At 54.7% G+C, this 17,476-nt stretch carries 18 protein-coding genes; 14 read left to right on the top strand and 4 right to left on the bottom strand.

Annotated features, from left to right (window positions below; translation table 11 throughout):
- The first annotated feature begins 4 nt into the window (after positions 1-4).
- The 14 genes from recR to H3L93_RS04785 all read left to right on the top strand — a co-directional run bounded on the left by recR (position 5) and on the right by H3L93_RS04785 (position 11,877).
- Positions 5-628: a recombination mediator RecR gene (gene recR, locus H3L93_RS04845; protein ID WP_040558631.1), complete on the top strand. Its 624-nt coding sequence runs from the start codon at positions 5-7 to the stop codon at positions 626-628.
- Complete coding sequence (locus H3L93_RS04840) at positions 622-1,269, top strand: hypothetical protein (protein ID WP_003796200.1); 648 nt, start codon at positions 622-624, stop codon at positions 1,267-1,269. The genes recR and H3L93_RS04840 overlap by 7 nt, the downstream gene beginning before the upstream one ends.
- Before the next feature lie 186 nt (positions 1,270-1,455).
- Positions 1,456-2,175: a ribonuclease III gene (gene rnc / locus H3L93_RS04835; protein WP_003796202.1), complete on the top strand. Its 720-nt coding sequence runs from the start codon at positions 1,456-1,458 to the stop codon at positions 2,173-2,175.
- Positions 2,172-2,597: a hypothetical protein gene (locus H3L93_RS04830; RefSeq protein WP_003796204.1), complete on the top strand. Its 426-nt coding sequence runs from the start codon at positions 2,172-2,174 to the stop codon at positions 2,595-2,597. Before rnc ends, H3L93_RS04830 begins: the two co-directional genes overlap by 4 nt.
- 29 nt (positions 2,598-2,626) lie before the next feature.
- Positions 2,627-2,854, top strand: coding sequence for a hypothetical protein (locus H3L93_RS04825; RefSeq protein WP_003796206.1), 228 nt, complete (start codon positions 2,627-2,629; stop codon positions 2,852-2,854).
- 239 nt (positions 2,855-3,093) lie between these two features.
- Positions 3,094-4,146, top strand: a complete 1,053-nt coding sequence (locus H3L93_RS04820) for a substrate-binding domain-containing protein (protein ID WP_003796209.1) — start codon at positions 3,094-3,096, stop codon at positions 4,144-4,146.
- Between the two features lie 10 nt (positions 4,147-4,156).
- Positions 4,157-5,284 carry a hypothetical protein gene (locus H3L93_RS13130; RefSeq protein ID WP_003796211.1) on the top strand — a complete coding sequence of 376 codons (1,128 nt, stop codon included), beginning with the start codon at positions 4,157-4,159 and terminating at the stop codon, positions 5,282-5,284.
- A gap of 3 nt (positions 5,285-5,287) precedes the next feature.
- Entirely contained in the window at positions 5,288-6,484 is a 1,197-nt protein-coding gene (locus H3L93_RS13125; protein ID WP_246314000.1) for an ATP-binding protein, read from the top strand.
- 15 nt (positions 6,485-6,499) lie between these two features.
- Positions 6,500-6,874 carry a response regulator gene (locus H3L93_RS04810; RefSeq protein WP_003796214.1) on the top strand — a complete coding sequence of 125 codons (375 nt, stop codon included), beginning with the start codon at positions 6,500-6,502 and terminating at the stop codon, positions 6,872-6,874.
- A gap of 472 nt (positions 6,875-7,346) precedes the next feature.
- The gene (locus H3L93_RS04805) at positions 7,347-7,952 is read left to right on the top strand and encodes a nitroreductase family protein (RefSeq protein ID WP_003796216.1); all 606 of its coding nucleotides are present in this window, start codon (positions 7,347-7,349) and stop codon (positions 7,950-7,952) included.
- Between the two features lie 36 nt (positions 7,953-7,988).
- Complete coding sequence (locus tag H3L93_RS04800) at positions 7,989-8,156, top strand: hypothetical protein (protein WP_155803137.1); 168 nt, start codon at positions 7,989-7,991, stop codon at positions 8,154-8,156.
- A gap of 51 nt (positions 8,157-8,207) precedes the next feature.
- A complete protein-coding gene (ychF, locus tag H3L93_RS04795) occupies positions 8,208-9,299 on the top strand; it encodes a redox-regulated ATPase YchF (protein WP_003796219.1) in 1,092 nt (363 codons plus the stop codon).
- 233 nt (positions 9,300-9,532) lie between these two features.
- Positions 9,533-10,771 carry a sugar MFS transporter gene (locus tag H3L93_RS04790; RefSeq protein WP_003796220.1) on the top strand — a complete coding sequence of 413 codons (1,239 nt, stop codon included), beginning with the start codon at positions 9,533-9,535 and terminating at the stop codon, positions 10,769-10,771.
- A gap of 221 nt (positions 10,772-10,992) precedes the next feature.
- Complete coding sequence (locus tag H3L93_RS04785; RefSeq protein ID WP_003796224.1) at positions 10,993-11,877, top strand: carbohydrate kinase family protein; 885 nt, start codon at positions 10,993-10,995, stop codon at positions 11,875-11,877.
- Positions 11,878-12,126: 249 nt separating this feature from the next.
- On the opposite strand, the gene purM is transcribed toward H3L93_RS04785, so the two are convergent.
- The 4 genes from purM to brnQ form a co-directional block, all read right to left on the bottom strand.
- Positions 12,127-13,164: a phosphoribosylformylglycinamidine cyclo-ligase gene (purM, locus tag H3L93_RS04780; protein WP_003796228.1), complete on the bottom strand. Its 1,038-nt coding sequence runs from the start codon at positions 13,162-13,164 to the stop codon at positions 12,127-12,129.
- A 393-nt stretch (positions 13,165-13,557) separates the two neighbouring features.
- On the bottom strand, positions 13,558-15,261 hold the full coding sequence (gene recD, locus H3L93_RS04775; protein ID WP_003796232.1) for an exodeoxyribonuclease V subunit alpha: 1,704 nt from the start codon (positions 15,259-15,261) through the stop codon (positions 13,558-13,560).
- Between the two features lie 157 nt (positions 15,262-15,418).
- Positions 15,419-15,853 (bottom strand): large conductance mechanosensitive channel protein MscL, encoded by a 435-nt coding sequence (gene mscL / locus H3L93_RS04770; RefSeq protein WP_003796234.1) that lies wholly within the window; start codon positions 15,851-15,853, stop codon positions 15,419-15,421.
- Positions 15,854-16,018: 165 nt separating this feature from the next.
- Positions 16,019-17,359 (bottom strand): branched-chain amino acid transport system II carrier protein, encoded by a 1,341-nt coding sequence (gene brnQ / locus H3L93_RS04765; RefSeq protein ID WP_182077706.1) that lies wholly within the window; start codon positions 17,357-17,359, stop codon positions 16,019-16,021.
- Positions 17,360-17,476: the final 117 nt, after the last annotated feature.

The following is a 17,476-nucleotide window of genomic DNA, read 5'->3' as shown; positions in this document are numbered from 1 at the left end:
AACCATGTCCAAACCTCAAGACGCATACACCGCCCTTATCCAAGCCCTGCGCATATTCCCAAATGTGGGCGCGAAAACCGCGCAACGCATGGCGCACACCCTGCTGCAACAAAACCGCGATGGCGCAGCCGAACTGCTTGGCGCGCTGGAAACCGCCTTGCGCCAAGTAACCAACTGCCGCCAATGCAACACCTTTTGCGAAGGCAGCGAATGCACCATTTGCGCCGACGAAAAACGCGATGCCACGCGCCTGATGATTGTGCACATGCCCGCCGACGTTGCCGCGATGGAAGCCGCCCATTGCCACGATGGCTTGTATTTTGTGCTGATGGGCAGCGTGAACCCCACGCAAAACATGGATTTAAGCCATGTCGCGTTGGAAAAACTCATCGCCCGCCTTGCTGATAGCCCCGTGCAAGAAATCATCATCGCCACATCGTTCACCGCCGAGGGCGATGCCACCGCCTACATTCTCACCGAGCTGCTCAAAGAACAGCCCTATAAAATCAGCCGTTTAGCACGCGGTATGCCGCTGGGCAGCGAGCTAGAATATGTGGACGCAGGCACGCTCGCCCAAGCCGTGTACGAACGGCAACTGCTGCAAGAAAAAAAGGACACCTCATGCTAGCTTGGCTGCTCGCCCTCATCATCCCGTTTGTGCTGCCGCTGCTGGACACCCCCGTTGTCCACGCCCCAAGCAGCCGCCCCACCCTTTTTCAGGCTGCCTCCGCCTCCACGCCCGTTGTGCTGGAACAAGCACAAACGCAGCCTGAAACGCCGCAATGGATACTGCGCAACAAAGCCGCCCTGCGCGCCGCCCAGCAAGCCCTCACCCAACTGCCCGAGCTGCAAGGCGCGCCCATCCAAATCTACGAACAAATCAATTTTTTTGACGGCACGCGCCCCCGCATAGAAATTGACCTGCAAGACCCCAAGCAGCCTGAAAACATCTTGTACTACACCTACGAAAACGGCAAATGGGCGCCCACCCCCGTCGGCACCGACCCCACCCCCAACAAAAACTACGCCCGCCATCTCGTACCCCTCGCCCAAACAGACTTCGCCCAAGCCGCCGACATCGCCCAAGCGTGGCAGCAAAAAGCCCAAAGCGTGAACGCCGTAGAAACCCAAGCCTACCACGTCGCCCTCATCTGGCTGCCCAAACAGCAAAAGCTCATGTGGCACACCGCCCAAATCGATGCCGACGACGCACGCTATTATCTAAGTTTCCATGCAGACGGCAGCGTGTGGGAATTTAAAAAATTCTAGCCCAGCCTTTTTTATTACCCCAAAGGCAGCCTGAAAACGAGCGAAGCCTGTTTTAGCGAAGCCAAAACAGGTAAACAAGTTCCGGCAAAGCCAAAACAAGTAAACAAGTTTCAGCGAAGCCAAAACCATTCCCCCTAATCGCCAGCCCCCATTTTCAGGCTGCCTCACCCCATCCCCGCCCACACCATGACCACCGCCTCTCCCCGCCAGCAACACCTTGCCCACCTGCAAAAGCAGCTCGGCTACACCTTCAAAAACCCCGCCCTGTTGCAACAAGCCCTCACCCACCGCAGCTACCACGCGCAAAACAACGAACGCTTGGAATTCATCGGCGACAGCATCCTAGACTACGCCATCGCCAAAATGCTCTACCACGCCTTCCCCAAACTGCCCGAAGGCCGTCTCTCACCCCTGCGCGCCCAGCTTGTCAAAGAAGCCACCCTCGCCGAAATCGCCCGCGAACTGCACATCGGCAACGCCCTCTACCTCGGCACGGGCGAACTCAAAAGCGGCGGCAACGACCGCCCCTCCATCCTCGCCGATGCCGTAGAAGCCCTGCTCGCCGCCATCAGCTTTGATGCCGATTTCGCCACCGCCGAAGCCACCGTGCAACGCCTATTCGCCCCGCGCATCCAACAACTCAACACCCACACCCAAGCCAAAGACCCCAAAACCCAACTGCAAGAAATGCTGCAAGCCCAACACCTCCCCCTGCCCAAATACCGCATAGAAAAACAAACAGGCGAAGGCAACACCGCCCTATTTGACGTATCCTGCGATCTCGGGCAACTCGGCAAAATCACCTACGCCCAAGCCCACAGCCGCCGCGCCGCCGAGCAAGATTGCGCCCAACAAGCCATCGCATGGCTCAACCAACAAACCTCATCCCGTAAGTCAAAAAAATGACCCCACACCTAATCCTCGGCGCAATCATCGGCGGCGCATTCGGCGGCGGCTTCTTCCTATTTTGCCTGTGGCTCAACGCCAAAGATGCCCAACGCCGCTACCCCGAACTGCGCATCCCCGTTCCCGCCAACGCCCAAAACGACCCCCTCTTTCACATCTGGTGCGATGCCGGCTACTATCAACAACAGCCCGACGGCAGCTACCAAAGCACGCGGCGCGGCATCCTCGCCAACACAGGCGAAATCCGCTTTGAACACAACGAAATGCTGGTTTACGAAGTCATCGACCTCGGCTTTGCCCGCCGCCGTTTCGCCCTTAACGCCCCCGTTGTGCTTGCCCGCGCCATCCGCCAACGCAAAGTGCGCCAGCTCAACAAATTGCTTAAACATTGGCAGATTGCGCCGCTGGATGACACGTTTTGATGACAGATGTTAAATGGCAGCCACCCCGTATGCATATCAACACGAATACGGGGTTTTTGTTTTCAGGCTGCCTAAACATCACGCATAAAGGCAGCCTGAAAACATTGCAGAATCTGTTTTCAGACTGCCTTATCTTTCTCCACAACCAAGGCAGCCTGAAAAATTCCACACCATCATCCCCCATTTTCAGGCTGCCTCCCTTCACTCAATCCACCCTGCTCCAAACAAATGTTTCCAAATCTTCACAAAATGCATGATTTAGCACAAAATTTGCTTACATCACTTAACAGAATCAAGGGAAATGGGATATAGTGCCATTTACAAGCCCAGCTCCGTTTTATTCGCCATAAAACATCCTACAACCCATCATGCCGTCGCGCATTTTTTGGCAGTTTGTGCAGCACCATCAGCCAAAAATAGACTTCCTGCGAAACAGGGAACATCATGTTTTCACAGAAAGCCCATCTCAACGGCATTCTTAAAGGAAGAAACTGTTATGCAGAAAAAAACGCTTACCACGCTGCTCATGCTCGCCCTGCTTACCGCGTGCAACAACGATGTCGCCGAGCGGCGCAAACCTGGCTATGGCGAAGCGTCCGCGCCCATTAGCCAAGAAGTCAAAATCACCGTCAATTCCGTGGATAAGCCCGATAGCTTGGAGTTCCAAAAGCTGATGAATGCAGGCGTGCTCGCCGCAGGCAAAGACTATCCCACCGTCAAACTCAAAATAGAACAAGCCCCCAACCAAGACGCGCAAATCCAACAAATTGGGCAATCGGCTGCCGATGCCAAAGCCATCGTGCTCAATATTGCCAACAACCAAGCCGTTATCCCGTTGATGAAAGACCTATGCGCCAAAAAAATCCCCGTGGTGTTTTTTGGTGCATCGCCCGATAAACGCGCCCTTGCCGATTGCCCGCTGGATTACGACTTGCGCGGCGATGATATGACCGCAGGCGTGGTGCAAGGCTTGCTGGTTGCCCAAGCGTTTAAAGACAACCCTGCCATGGATAAAAACGGCGATGGCACCATTCAATACGCCTTTATGAAAGCCACGCAAGGCACAGAATTTACCCGCGACCGCTCCGACTGGGCGGTTGCCACCATGTCTAGCTACCCCGAGTTAGCCCGCCCCGTGAGCGAAGTCATGGTTTCCTATGCCAACTTTGACCCCGCGCTGGGCTTGAAAAACCTAGAAGCATGGCTGGCAAATCCCAACTTTTCCAAAGTGGAAGTCATCTTAACCAACAACGACGACACCGCCATCGCCATCGCCAACGAACTCAAAAAACGCGGCATCAACATCCCTGTTTACGGCTCGGACGGCGGCGAAGTGGGTTTACGCGCCGTAAAATCAGGCTTGCTCGCAGGCACAGCGCGCGGCGACTACCAGCAATGGGCGCATGATGCCGTGCGCGTTGCCGCCAATTTGGGCTTGGGCAAACCGCCGCTGGAAGGCTTGCCTACATCGTATCGTATGGAAGAGCGCACCATTTATCCGCCGTTTGTGGGGATTAGCGCGAAAAACGTCGATGAATTCTTAAAATAAGGATAAAGCCATGAGTAATCCAAACAACGCCGCGCCCAGCACGGCAGCCAAAAAAGAAGCCAAAAAAGGCTTGCGCCGCTATACCTCTTTGATTGCCATGATTGTTTTGTTCTTGGTGTTCACCGTGGCGACATTGGCGTTTAGTGCGTGGGTAACGGTACAACAAACGCAAACAGGTAAAGAGCTGGTGGTGGTTACCCGCCAAGGTCGGTTGGTGGCGCAATTTGCCCGCGCCGCGTTTAACTTTAAAGCCCATGTGGACGACTACGAAAAAGAAAAAGGCTTGCAGCCTGTTGCTGCGCCCGCAGCCAGCGAGCCTGCTGTGGCGGTTGGTGAGCCTGCCGAAACCGTAGGCAAACCCCAAGCCGAAGCCAATACCGATTTTCAGGCTGCCTCAGCCCCTGCGGTGATTGAGCAACCCACCGTTACCACTTATGTGGACATCAACCAGTTGCCGCAAGAAGCCATCCAAGCGATTAAAGACTTGAAAACTTCGCGCGACCAGTTTGATGAGACACTAGAAGCGTTTGAAAAGGGCAAAACCATTCATTTGACTTATGAAGACGTAAATGTGCGCCCGCTTTCCACCAATGTGGAAAAGAAAACCTTGGCGGAAACCATTCGCGTGTGGACGCCATATAAAGGCTTGATTGATACCTTCCTTGCCGAAGTGGACAAAGGCAAGGTGCGTTATGAGTCGATTGACTTTTTGGTGCGCTACACCCGTTTGTATAACGCCACCATGGCATCCACCGAGTTGGACTTCGCGCAAGCCTACCGCGACGTGGCGGAGCTGCGCGGTAAACAATGGCAATATATGCAGTTGGCAGGGATTGTGATGGCGTTCTTGCTCTTCTTGGGCATTGTGTTTGGTGCGTTGCGTTCGCTGTTAGAACACGACAAAGAATTGGACATCGCCCACCAAGAGATGAGCGAAATCATGGCATCTGTAAACGAAGGCTTATTCTTGGTGGATAAAGACCTTAACATTGGTGGTCAATATTCTCGCCGCTTGGAAGAAATCATTGACCAAAAAGATGTGGGCAACCGCAACTTACTGGAAGTGCTCAGCAAAATCGTGCCGCAAGAAGATTTGGAAATCACTCAAACCTTTATTGACCAGCTATACAGCGATTGAGTGGTGGAAGATTTGATTGAAGACTTGAACCCGCTCAACCGAATCAGCTACCAAGTGGAAGACACGGGCGCGCAACGCTTTGTGGATTTCAAATTCTTCCGCGTGTGGGTGGATGGGCAAATTGAACGCATTTTGGTCAGCGCCACCGACACCACCGAATCCGTGATGCTGCAAGCGAGCTTGGATGCCCAAAAAGAACAAGAAGGGCGCGAGCTAGAAATGTTGAACATCATTTTGAACACCAACCCAACGGTGCTCAACAGCTTTATCCAAGGCAGCATGGAACGGTTGAACGAAATCAACCAAGTGCTCAAAACGCCCGAAACCAAACGCGAAGAGTTGCGCAGCAAGGCGCAATACATCGCCCGCTTGGTGCACTCTATCAAAGGCGAGGCTTCATCTTTGAAACTGACCCGCATGGTGGATATTTGTGAAAACTTTGAAGACGCGCTCAATATCATGAAATCTTCGCCCAACCTAACGGGGCAAGACTTCTTGGGCTTGGTGGTGATGCTAGAAGATTTGTATCGCTTGTTTGACGTGCTCAACACCTATAATGGGCGCATCGGCGGCACAGCCAACGTGCAAATGAGCAGTATGCAGCCTGAAAACACCCCCGAGCAAGAATCGCGTCATCAAGCCGCCGTGCAAACGGATTACCTCAAACAATTCGTTGCCGACATCGCCAAACGCACGCATAAACAAGCGCAGCTTATCGTAAGCGGCTTTGAAAGCAATCCGTTGAGCGATGCGCAATGGGCGAAACTCAAAGACATCGCCATCCAGCTTTTGCGCAATGCCGTGGTGCATGGCATTGAAACGCCCGAAATTCGCCGCCAACGCAACAAACCCGAAATGGGCACATTAAAGCTCACCCTCTCGCAACAAGCCGATGGCAAATTGCTGTTGGTTGCCGAGGATGATGGCAACGGCATCAACTTTGAAGCCATCCGCAACAAAGCCGTTACGCTGGGCATCGCCAACGCCGAGCAAGCCGCCCAATTTGACCAACGCCAGCTGATTAACCTGATGTTTAGCAATGGCTTCTCCACCGCCAGCGAAGAAACAGAAGACGCAGGGCGCGGCGTAGGCATGGACATTATTAAAGACACCATCCAAAAAATGGGCGGACGTATAGGCGTATCCACCGCAGCCGAAGGCTACACCCGATTCAGCCTCTATTTCCCCAAAGCATCCTAAATACAAGGAAAAAGTATGTATAAACTGATGATTGTGGACGATTCAGTCATTATCCGAAACCGCATTGAGCGCAGCCTAGGCAGCCTGCAACTGGAAATCGTTGCCACCGCCTCCAATGGCGACGAAGCCGTACGCCTGTTCAAAGAACACCAGCCCGACCTCATCACCATGGATTTAACCATGCCCCAAATGGACGGCTTGGAATGCATCAAACGCATCCGCGACATGAGCAAAGAAACCAGCATTTTGGTTATCTCTGCGCTATCCGACCGCCAAACAGGCTTAAAAGCCCTGCAATACGGCGCACGCGGCTTTATCTGCAAACCGTTTACCGATGAGCAACTGGTGCTGGCACTTAGCAAACTCATTGCCAACAAACAACGCGGATAACTTTGATTAACCATCACACAGCTCTTTGATGCGTTCAAAGAGCTGTTTCTTGTGTATTTTGCATTTAGAGACAGCCTGAAAACCCTTTTCCTATTTTCAGGCTGCCTTTTCAGGTAACATCAAAGGCAGCCTGAAATACCAACGCAGTAGGGTATGCAGCTTGGCTGCGCACGCGGTTTGAGGCAGCCTGAAAACAAAAAATGCCGTCATTCCCGCACAGGCAGGAATCTGGTTTGATATTCAGAAATGAACGTAAAAACAAGCCATTGTTCAAGACTAACCAAGATTCCCGCCTGCGCAGGAATGACGGAGAATTGCTTATTGAATTTTGGGTTTTGCAAAGGTTTAAGGCTGCCTCCCCCGCCCTTCTTTCGCCACAAGAAAAACTACCTTAACCCCACGCCGCTGGTTTCCTCGCCCGCCATCCCCTATCATGCAACCTTCATTTACCCCCCAACCAAAAGGAAAAACCATGTCCGTCCAAGCCCTGCAACAAGCCGCCGAAAGCCGCCGTTCTATTTATGTGTTAAACAAAGAGCTGCCCATCAGCCAGCAAGAAGTCGCCCAAATCGTTGAACACGCCATCAAGCACACCCCATCCGCGTTCAATTCACAATCCACCCGCATCGTGGTGCTGTTTGGCGCGGAACACGAAAAAGTGTGGGACATCGCTGCCAATGAACTGCACAAAATCATCCCCGCCGACAAATTCGAACCCACCGCCAACAAGCTCAATATGTTCAAAGCCGCCGCAGGCACCGTGCTCTTCTTTGAAGACCAAACCGTTGTGCAAGGCTTGCAAGTGCAATTCCCCGCCTATGCCGCCAACTTCCCCATCTGGTCGGAACACACCAACGCCATGCACCAATACGCCATTTGGACAACTTTGGCAGCCGCCCGAATCGGCGCAAACCTGCAACACTACAACCCGATAATCGATGCCGAAATTGCCAAAACATGGAACATCCCCGCCGCGTGGACGCTGCGCGCCCAGCTCGTATTCGGCGGCATCGCAGCCCCTGCGGGCGAAAAAGAATTCCAGCCCGTTGAAGAGCGCCTGAAAGTATTCGGCTTATAATTCAAACCGCTACCATAAAACCAAGGCAGCCTGAAAATGCCCATCCCGTTTTCAGGCTGCCTTTTTGTACTTGGGCTTATCCGTTGGCAATCTTTGCTTCACAACGGCAGCCTGAAAAACCGCCAAGCAAATTGGGCAGCAAGCCATCGCCGCACCGTGAACCGCCGTTGCCCGCCCGCATTTTCAGGCTGCCTTTTATGCTAAAATCGCGCGTTTTCCATTTTCCCCAAAAATCATTTATTTAAGGACCAACCCATGAGCTTAAAATGCGGCATCGTCGGCCTGCCCAACGTCGGCAAATCCACCTTATTCAACGCCTTAACCCAATCGGGCATTGAAGCGGCCAACTATCCTTTCTGCACCATCGAGCCCAACGTCGGCATCGTGGAAGTACCCGACCCGCGTATGGACGCGCTGGCAAAAATCGTCAATCCGCAGCGGATGCAGCCGGCGATTGTGGAATTTGTGGACATCGCGGGCTTGGTGGCGGGCGCGAGCAAGGGCGAAGGCTTGGGCAACCAGTTTCTCGCCAACATCCGCGAAACCGACGCGATTGTGAACGTAGTGCGCTGTTTTGACGACGACAACATCGTGCACGTGGCGGGCAAAGTAGACCCGATTGCCGACATTGAAACCATCGGCACCGAGCTTGCGCTGGCAGATTTGGCGAGCGTGGAAAAAGCCATGCTGCGCGAGGGCAAAAAAGCCAAATCGGGCGACAAAGACGCGCAAAAACTGGTTGCGCTGTGCGAAAAACTGCTGCCGCATCTTAACGAAGGCAAACCCGTGCGCTCGCTGGGTTTGGACGCGGAAAGCCTCGCCCTGCTCAAACCTTTGTTTTTATTAACCGCCAAACCCGCGATGTATGTGGGCAACGTGGCGGAAGACGGCTTTGAAAACAACCCGCATCTTGACCGGCTGCGCGAACTCGCCGCCAAGGAAAACGCACCCGTGGTTGCCGTGTGCGCCGCGCTGGAAAGCGAAATCGCCGAGTTGGCAGACGATGAAAAAGCCGAATTCCTCGCCGAAATGGGCATGGAAGAAGCAGGCTTAAACCGTCTAATCCGCGCGGGCTACGATTTGCTTGGCTTGCAAACTTACTTTACCGCAGGCGTGAAAGAAGTGCGCGCGTGGACCATCCACAAAGGCGACACCGCGCCGCAAGCCGCCGGCGTTATCCACACCGACTTTGAACGCGGCTTCATCCGCGCCCAAGTGATTGCGTATGACGACTTTGTCGCGCTGGGCGGCGAAGCCAAAGCCAAAGAAGCGGGCAAAATGCGCGCCGAAGGCAAGGAATACATTGTGCAAGACGGCGATGTGATTCATTTCTTGTTTAATGTGTGATGGCTAAGGCAGCCTGAAAACGGCCAATCCCCGTTTCAGGCTGCCTTATTCGTTGCGCGGCGTTATCCAAGCGCAACCATCGAGCCAATGCTTAACCTGCATCAAACACCGTCAACACAGTTTCACAACCCTGAACCATATCAATTGTTGCGCAATGGGTTTATGTTAGTATTCAGCCCATTAAAAAAGCGGGCGCAATCCGCATTCCTCAATCACTTTCGCAAAGGACAATCATGCACGCTTCTATTCAAACCGCCAGCCCGCCGCGCGGCGGCAACAATCTTGCGCTGTCGGTGGTGGGTGCGCTGTTTTTCATGCTGGGCTTCATCACCTGCTTAAACGACATCCTGATTCCGCATCTGAAAGCAATTTTCAACCTGAACTACACCCAAGCCATGCTGGTGCAGTTTTGCTTTTTCACCGCCTATGCCGTGATGTCCGTCCCCATGAGCAAACTGGTGGAAAAAATGGGCTACAAAGCGGGCATCATTGGCGGTTTTTTAATCGCCGCCTTGGGCTGCGTTTTGTTTTACCCTGCCGCCGCCAGCGCGTCTTATCCCATTTTCTTGGGCGCGCTGTTTATTTTGGCTTCGGGGATTGTGCTGCTGCAAGTGGCGGGCAATCCGTATGTAACGCTGCTTGCGCCCAAAGGCAAAGAATCGGTGATGCTCACGCTGATTCAAGCGTTTAACTCGCTGGCGACCACCGTTGCGCCGCCTGTTGGCGCGGCGTTGATTTTTGTGGATGCCGCCGCCAGCCAAACCCAGCGCATTGCATCGGTGCAAATGCCGTATTTGGGGCTGGCAGGCTTTATGCTTTTGCTTTCGGTGTTGATTGGCTTGATTAAGCTGCCCGATGCCCGCCAAATCGCCGCCGAACAAACCGAGGCCAGCCACGACGGCAAAAGCAGCGTGTGGCAATACAAACACATGGTACTGGGCACAATCGGGATTTTTTGCTATGTGGGCGCGGAAGTGGCGATTGGTTCGCTGATGGTGAATGCGTTGGAACACACCGCAGAGTTAAGCCACGATAAAGCCGCCGGCTATCTGTCGATTTACTGGGGCGGCGCGATGGTGGGCCGCTTTATCGGCGCGGGCTTGATGAACAAAATCGCCCCCAACAAATACTTGGCGTTTAACGCATCGATGGCGGTGGGCTTGCTGCTGCTGGCGATTGCGGCGGGCGGCGGCGCGGTAACGCAATGGTCGCTGCTGCTGATTGGATTTTTCAATTCCATTATGTTCCCGACTATTTTCTCGCTGGGCACCAAAGGCTTGGGCAAATTTACGGGCGCGGCTTCGGGCATTATTTCCACCGCCATTGTGGGCGGCGCGCTGGTTCCCGTGTTGCAAGGCTTCGTAATTGACCATGTGGGCTTGATGATTTCGTATGTTATCCCTGCCGTTTGCTATGTTTACATCGTCTTTTTCGCCACCCGCGGCTATAAGGCGGACGAAAAACCGGCGTGATTCATCCAACTGCGTTTCTTATTGCGAGAAGCGCAGTTTTGTGTTTTCAGGCTGCCTGTGTGTAGCCGATATTGAGGCAGCCTGAAACGCCGCCCAAGCAACTGCCCAAAAATTAAGCAATTTAATTTTCCCCTTATTTTTTAACCCCCTACCCAACTTATCCCCAAGCTATAAACACATTTAGCCAGCATGCAAGTGGGTTATTCACACGGAAAAACACCATGCCCAAAATCACCGCGTTTGGCGAAATCTTATGGGACAACCTGCCCACCGGCAAAGTGCTCGGCGGCGCGCCCGTCAATCTGCTCACCCACCTTGCCGCGCTGGGCGCGGATTGCAGCGTCATCAGCCGCTGCGGCAACGATGCCGACGGCGCAGCCCTGCGCGAAGCCATCCGGCGCAAACACGTTGCCATCGATTTCATCCAAACCGACCCCCAACTCGCCACCAGCCAAGTGCTGGTGCAACTGAACGACGAAGGCTGCGCCCACTACGACATCGTTTACCCCTGCGCGTGGGACAAAATCCAAGCCGGCGAAGCAGCCAAAACGCGTGTGGCGCAATCGGACGTGTTCATTTTCGGCAGCCTGTCCGTGCGCGATGCGGTATCACGCCAAGCCCTCGCCGAGCTGCTGCCGCACGCATCCTTCAAAATTTTTGACGTGAACCTGCGCCCGCCGCACTACCGGCTTGCCGACCTGCGCGACATGATGCGGCAAGCCGATTTCATCAAGCTCAACGACGACGAACTGCATGAAATCGCCACCGCGCTGGGCTCGCCCTACCGCAGCATAGAGCAAAACATCCGCTTCATCGCCGAGCATACACACACGCGCCAAATCTGCGTTACGCTGGGCAAGCACGGCGCATTGTATTTTTGCGACGGCGAACTGTTCGCCCACTACGGCTACCGCGTAACCGTTGCCGACACCGTGGGCGCGGGCGACAGCTTTTTGGCGGGCTTCATCCACCAATATTTGCAGCGCAAACCGCCGCAGGAAATCCTAGCCTTCGCTTGCGCGCTCGGTTCGCTGGTGGCTTCGCGGCACGGCGCAACGCCCGAGGTTTCGTTGACCGAAATTGAAGCGATGATGAACCCGCAATAAACAAAAGGCAGCCTGAAAACGGGTGTTTCCCATTTTCAGGCTGCCTTTCTTTGCCAAGCGAATGGCTTTTACCAAGCGCGTTGCAACGCCAAATCCCACGGCAAGCCGTATAAACTGTTCGGCTTGCTTTTTAACGCGCGGTAAACCTGCTGCCGTTTGTCACTGCTGTCGTTTGACCAATATTCGTAGCCTTTAAAATAGGCAGCCTGAAAACCCCAAATCCCGTTTTCAAGCTGCCTTTCCTATTATTCAAGCCACTTGCGTTTGATGCTCATCGCCTTGGCGCGTGCGGATGGCACCGATGCGGTACACCGTTTCCCCCTGCTCGCGCAACAGCTGCTCCGCCCGCTCCGCGTTTTCGGACGACACAATCAGCACCATGCCGATGCCGCAGTTAAACGTGCGGTACATTTCATCGGCGGCGACATTGCCCGCCTGTTGCAGCCATTGGAACAGCTTGGGCAGTTGCCATGCTTGCGCGTCAATTTGCGCCACGCAGTTTTCAGGCAGCACGCGCGGCACGTTTTCGGTGATGCCGCCGCCCGTGATGTGCGCCATGCCTTTAACCGGCAATTGTTCCAGCAGTGCCAGCACAGGCTTCACATACAGCCGCGTGGGCGCGATGACGGCTTGGCGCAGCGTGGTGTCGCCGTCAAAGGGCGCGTCCAAATCGGGGCGGTCGCGCTCGATGATTTTGCGGATGAGCGAATAGCCGTTGGAATGCGCGCCGTTGCTCGCCAAGCCGAGCACGATGTCGCCCGCGGCGATGCTGCGCCCGTTAATCACGCGTTCTTTTTCCACCACGCCCACGGCAAAGCCCGCCAAATCGTATTCGCCCTCGGGATACATGCCGGGCATTTCCGCCGTTTCGCCACCGATGAGGGCGCAGCCTGATTGCTCGCAGCCGGCCGCAATGCCTTTGATGACATCGGTGGCGCGGGCAACGTCTAACTTGCCGCAGGCGAAATAGTCTAGGAAAAACAAGGGTTCTGCGCCTTGCACGAGGATGTCGTTTACGCTCATGGCAACGAGGTCTATGCCTACGGTGTCGTGTTGGTCCCATTCAAAGGCGAGTTTGAGCTTGGTGCCCACGCCGTCTGTGCCGCTCACCAGCACGGGATTTTGGTATTTTTTGCTGATTTCTACCAATGCGCCAAAGCCGCCTAAATCGCCCAACACTTCGGGGCGCATGGTGCGTTTGGCAAAGGGTTTGATGTTTTCAACCAGTTGGTCGCCTGCGTCTATATCTACGCCTGCATCGCGGTAGCTTAGGGAGGTTTGGGTCATGGTGGGGCTTTCGTGAGAAGGATTGGGAAAAGGGTTTCAGGCTGCCTGAAACGGCTGCCGAAGCGGAATTTTACGCAAGTTTACAGGGGTTGTATATGCGGGGGGCGGATGAGGCAGCCTGAAAATAGCGTAATTCAAAATAGGAAGTAAGGTGTTATGGAATGGCTATGGTTTATCGCAAAAAATAGTGCATTGGGTGGGGCTTCGCGGATTGCCACGATGTCGGCGAGCCGCCGACGCTCCATTGCTATGATGGTGAATTTTGCTGTTTCAGGCTGCCTTTGGTGAGCACAAGCAAGCGGGATTGAGTGAAGTCCGCGCATCGCCAAAGGCAACCTGAAAATGCGTTTACCCCTCCGCTGTAAACAAACTCCGCCCCATCAACCAACCCTCTCATCCCTCTTTCAAAAACATCCCCAACGCGCTGTTGCGGTGTTCGTTGTGGGCGCAGGCAGCCTGAAAACCGGCTTCGTCGCCCCAATACACAAATTGCTGTTTGGCGCGGGTGATGGCGGTGTAGAGCAAGGCGCGGCTGTATGGGGCTTGCGCGGGGGCGGCAAACCACACTTGCTCGTATTCCGAGCCTTGGCTTTTGTGGGTGGTGATGGCGTAGGCGGTTTCGTGTTCGGGCAGGCGGCTGAGCGGGATGCTGCGGTAGCCGCTGCCGTTTGCGCTTTCGCTGGGGAAGCAGGCGCGCAGGTCGTTGCCGTCGTTTTCAGGCTGCATGATGATGCCGATGTCGCCGTTGTAGAGCTGTTGGCTGGGGGCGTTGCGGGTAATCATGATGATTTGCCCCGCATACCACGGCGATTGGGGGCGGGTGTGCCCGTGTTGTTGCAGCAGGGTGCGGTAAAGGTTGTTGATGTGCTCGGCATCGTGGCGCAGCGCGGTGAGCACAATTAGGCGGCTTTGTTCGGCGAAGGCAGCGGCGAGATTGCCTGCGCGGATGGCTTGCCAATAGGCGGTATGGTGTTGATAAAGCTGGGCAACGAGCGCGGCGAGGTTGCGCGGCTGGGCGAAAAGTTCGTTGGGATGCTCGGCGATGGCGTGCCACGCGCTTGCGCTGCCTTGTTGCACGGCGCGGGCGAGGTTGCCGATGCCGCTTTGGGCGTGGAAACGGTGGCTGATGGTGAGCCGCGCGTGTTGTTCGGCAAGCGTGGGAAAGTGTTCCACATCGGGCAGCAGTTGGCGCAGCGCGGTGGTGGTTTCAGGCTGCATCTGATGATTGTGGCTCAGCGCATCCAGCACCGCGCCCGCGCCAACAGATGGCAGTTGGTCGGCATCGCCCAGCAAAATCACGCGGCAATGGCTAGGCAGCGCGGCGAGCAGTTGATACAGCAGGTGGTTGTCCATCATCGAGGCTTCGTCAATCAACACGCAATCCAGCGGCAGCGGGTTGTGGGCGTGGTATTCAGGCTGCATTTGCGGCGGCTTTAAGCCCAGCAGGCGGTGCACGGTTTGCCCTGTGAGGCTGGCGAGGTAGCGTTGCGCCTCGGCATCCAAATCGGGGATGGCGGCGCTGGCGCGGTGCAGCGATTCGGTTAGGCGGGCAGCGGCTTTGCCCGTGGGCGCGACAAGGGCGGTGCGCGGCGCAGGCTGGCGGTGCAGCAGGGCGAGCAGCTTGGCAACGGTGGTGGTTTTGCCTGTACCCGGCCCGCCGCTAATCAGCACGAAATTTTTCAGCAGGGCAAGCGCGGCGGCGGCACGTTGGTCGCGGCTGGTGTCGTCGGCAAACCAGTTGGCAAGCAATTCGGCTAGGGGTTTTTCAGGCTGCCTTGGCGTGTGCGCGGAGAGGCGTTGGATTTCGGCGGCGAGCTGTTTTTCCAGATGCCAGTATTTGGCGATGAACAGCCGCCTGCCGTGCAACACAACGGGGCTGCTGGCATCGCTGCCCACCAGCGGCGCGGCTTGGGCGAGCGCGTCGGCTTCCGCTTGGCTGATGTAGATAAACGTGTTGCCATGCGACAGCGCGGCAAACAGGCGCTCCACAAACGGCGCAACGGTTTCGGCGGCGGCAGGCGCGATTTGCGCGAACAGGCGGTTCACGGATTGGGCGGCGGGGATGGAATCGGTGTCGGGGGTGTCGGTGATGTTCATAATTTTAGATAAGATAGGCAGCCTGAAAACGAAAGGGCGAAGTGCCGTTTTCAGGCTGCCTGATGCGCGGTGCTTACCCTGCCAAGGCAGCCTGAAACGAAATTCAGCGTAGCGAAAACAAAAAACACCGCCATTTTAGCGGTGTTTTCGGAAAGGCTTATTTTTTCAACGAATCGCGGATTTCGCGCAGCAGCAACACTTCTTCGCTCGGCTCGGCGGGCGCTTCTTCAACCGCCTCGGGCGCTTTTTTCAGCGTGTTGATGGCTTTCACCACCACAAAAATCGCCGTTGCCACAATCAAAAAGCTGATGATGGTGTTGATAAACGAACCCACATTCATGGTTACCGCGCCATCGGCTTTGGCGGCGGCAAGCGTGGCGTATTCCATGCCTGCGGTTTTGCCGTGTTTGAGCGTGAGGAACAGGTTGGAAAAATCGATGCCGCCCAACACAATCCCAATCGGCGGCATAATCACATCGTCCACCAGCGATTTCACAATCCCAGAAAACGCGGTGCCGACCACCATACCGACTGCCAAGTCGATAACATTGCCGCGCATGATAAAGTCTTTGAATTCTTGTTTAATTGACATTTGAAATTTCCTCTCAGCAAGGTTGTAAAGCGCGGCATGATACTGATTTTTTTGAACATGGGAATTTTTAAAATACTATTGTTGTATATTTTTTTATTGCATTTGACTATTTAAAGGCAGCCTGAAACGGATTTCCCGTTTCAGGCTGCCTTTAAAAGCGGCTGATTACTTAGCCAGTTTGCTGATGGCAAATCCCAGCGCAAAGCCCACTACCGCAGGCAGCAACCAGCCCAAGCCCGAGCCGTACAGCGGCAGATTCGCGCTGAAAAAATTATCCAAATTGCTCACAAAGCCCGATTTCATCTCCATAAAGCTTTCAAACGTTTTCCAGCCGTCAAACAGCGCCATCACGCCTGTTGCCAGCATGGTGGTGATGTAAACCACGCGCTTGCCACCAAAGAGCGGATGCAAAAACGCCAGAATAATAATCGCCATGGTGAGCGGATAAAGCAGCATCAACGCAGGAATGGATAATTTGATGATCTCTTTTAGCCCGAAGTTGGCAAAGCCAAACGACACCAGCGTAAAAATCACCACCCATTTGTGATACGAAAGCTGCGGCATCAGGCGGTTAAAGTATTCGCCGCAAGCGGTAATCAAGCCCACCGATGTGGACAAACACGCCAGCAACACAATCACCGCCAGCAAAACCTTGCCGCCCAAGCCAAAGTAAAACTCTGCGCTTTTAGACAACACGCTCGCGCCGTTTTCTTGCATGCCCAAGCCTGCCACGCTGGTTGCGCCCATGTAGGCGATGAAAATGTACACCAGCGCCAAGCAGCCCGCTGCCACCAAGCCTGCGCGCGTGGTCAGGCTTAAAACGTGCTTGGTATCGGTAACGCCCATGCTGCGAATCGCGTCAATCACAATGATGGCGAACACCAGCGAAGCCAGCGCATCCATCGTGCCGTAGCCCTCGATGATGCCTTTGGTGAATGCGCCCGCCTGATAGGCTTCGGCAGGCGTTTGCAACGCGCCCATCGGTTTCGCCGCGGCGGTCAGCACCAACACCGCAATCGCCAGCAGCAAAGCCGGGGTTAAGATTTTGCCAATCCGATCCACCAGTTTGCCGGGGGAAATCGACAGCCAATACGACAAACCAAAAAACACCGCCGCAAAAACCGCCAAGCTGATTTGTTTGGCGCTTTCAGACACATCGCCCAAAAAGGGCACCACGCCGATTTCAAACGACACCGTTGCGGTGCGCGGGGTGGCAAAAAGCGGACCAATCGACAAATACAGCAACACCGAAAACGCCACGCCATACCACGGCGCAACACGCGAAGCCAAATCCTGCACATCGCGCGAGCCAGAATAGCCAATCGCAATCACGCCCATCAGGGGCAAGCCCACGCCGGTAATCAAAAAACCGCTCAGCGCAGGAAACACCGCGCTGCCCGATTGCTGCCCCATCAGGGCAGGGAAAATCAAATTGCCCGCACCAAAAAACAGCGCGAACAGCATCAAACCAGTGGCAACAAATGCCGATTTTTGTGTATTACTCATTTTTATTCATTCTAAAAACAGGGTTATCAAAACAAGAAAAAAGAAAGGCCGCATCACACAGTCTTAACGCAATATAACAGGATTTTAACAAAAGGCAAACATTTTCGTTTGGCGAAA

It is taken from the genome of Kingella oralis, assembly GCF_014054985.1.
Taxonomy (GTDB): Bacteria; Pseudomonadota; Gammaproteobacteria; order Burkholderiales; family Neisseriaceae; genus Kingella_B; species Kingella_B oralis.
This window is presented reverse-complemented; position numbering and strand designations above follow the sequence as displayed.

Coding starts and splice junctions, on each gene's coding strand:
- H3L93_RS13130 (WP_003796211.1), top strand. CDS start 4,157: ATGAGTAATCCAAACAACGCCGCGCCCAGCACGGCAGCCAAAAAAGAA.
- mscL (WP_003796234.1), bottom strand. CDS start 15,853: ATGTCAATTAAACAAGAATTCAAAGACTTTATCATGCGCGGCAATGTT.
- H3L93_RS04840 (WP_003796200.1), top strand. CDS start 622: ATGCTAGCTTGGCTGCTCGCCCTCATCATCCCGTTTGTGCTGCCGCTG.
- H3L93_RS04805 (WP_003796216.1), top strand. CDS start 7,347: ATGTCCGTCCAAGCCCTGCAACAAGCCGCCGAAAGCCGCCGTTCTATT.
- H3L93_RS04825 (WP_003796206.1), top strand. CDS start 2,627: ATGCATATCAACACGAATACGGGGTTTTTGTTTTCAGGCTGCCTAAAC.
- H3L93_RS04820 (WP_003796209.1), top strand. CDS start 3,094: ATGCAGAAAAAAACGCTTACCACGCTGCTCATGCTCGCCCTGCTTACC.
- rnc (WP_003796202.1), top strand. CDS start 1,456: ATGACCACCGCCTCTCCCCGCCAGCAACACCTTGCCCACCTGCAAAAG.
- recR (WP_040558631.1), top strand. CDS start 5: ATGTCCAAACCTCAAGACGCATACACCGCCCTTATCCAAGCCCTGCGC.
- H3L93_RS04810 (WP_003796214.1), top strand. CDS start 6,500: ATGTATAAACTGATGATTGTGGACGATTCAGTCATTATCCGAAACCGC.
- H3L93_RS04800 (WP_155803137.1), top strand. CDS start 7,989: ATGCCCATCCCGTTTTCAGGCTGCCTTTTTGTACTTGGGCTTATCCGT.
- H3L93_RS04785 (WP_003796224.1), top strand. CDS start 10,993: ATGCCCAAAATCACCGCGTTTGGCGAAATCTTATGGGACAACCTGCCC.
- ychF (WP_003796219.1), top strand. CDS start 8,208: ATGAGCTTAAAATGCGGCATCGTCGGCCTGCCCAACGTCGGCAAATCC.
- purM (WP_003796228.1), bottom strand. CDS start 13,164: ATGACCCAAACCTCCCTAAGCTACCGCGATGCAGGCGTAGATATAGAC.
- recD (WP_003796232.1), bottom strand. CDS start 15,261: ATGAACATCACCGACACCCCCGACACCGATTCCATCCCCGCCGCCCAA.
- H3L93_RS04830 (WP_003796204.1), top strand. CDS start 2,172: ATGACCCCACACCTAATCCTCGGCGCAATCATCGGCGGCGCATTCGGC.
- brnQ (WP_182077706.1), bottom strand. CDS start 17,359: ATGAGTAATACACAAAAATCGGCATTTGTTGCCACTGGTTTGATGCTG.
- H3L93_RS04790 (WP_003796220.1), top strand. CDS start 9,533: ATGCACGCTTCTATTCAAACCGCCAGCCCGCCGCGCGGCGGCAACAAT.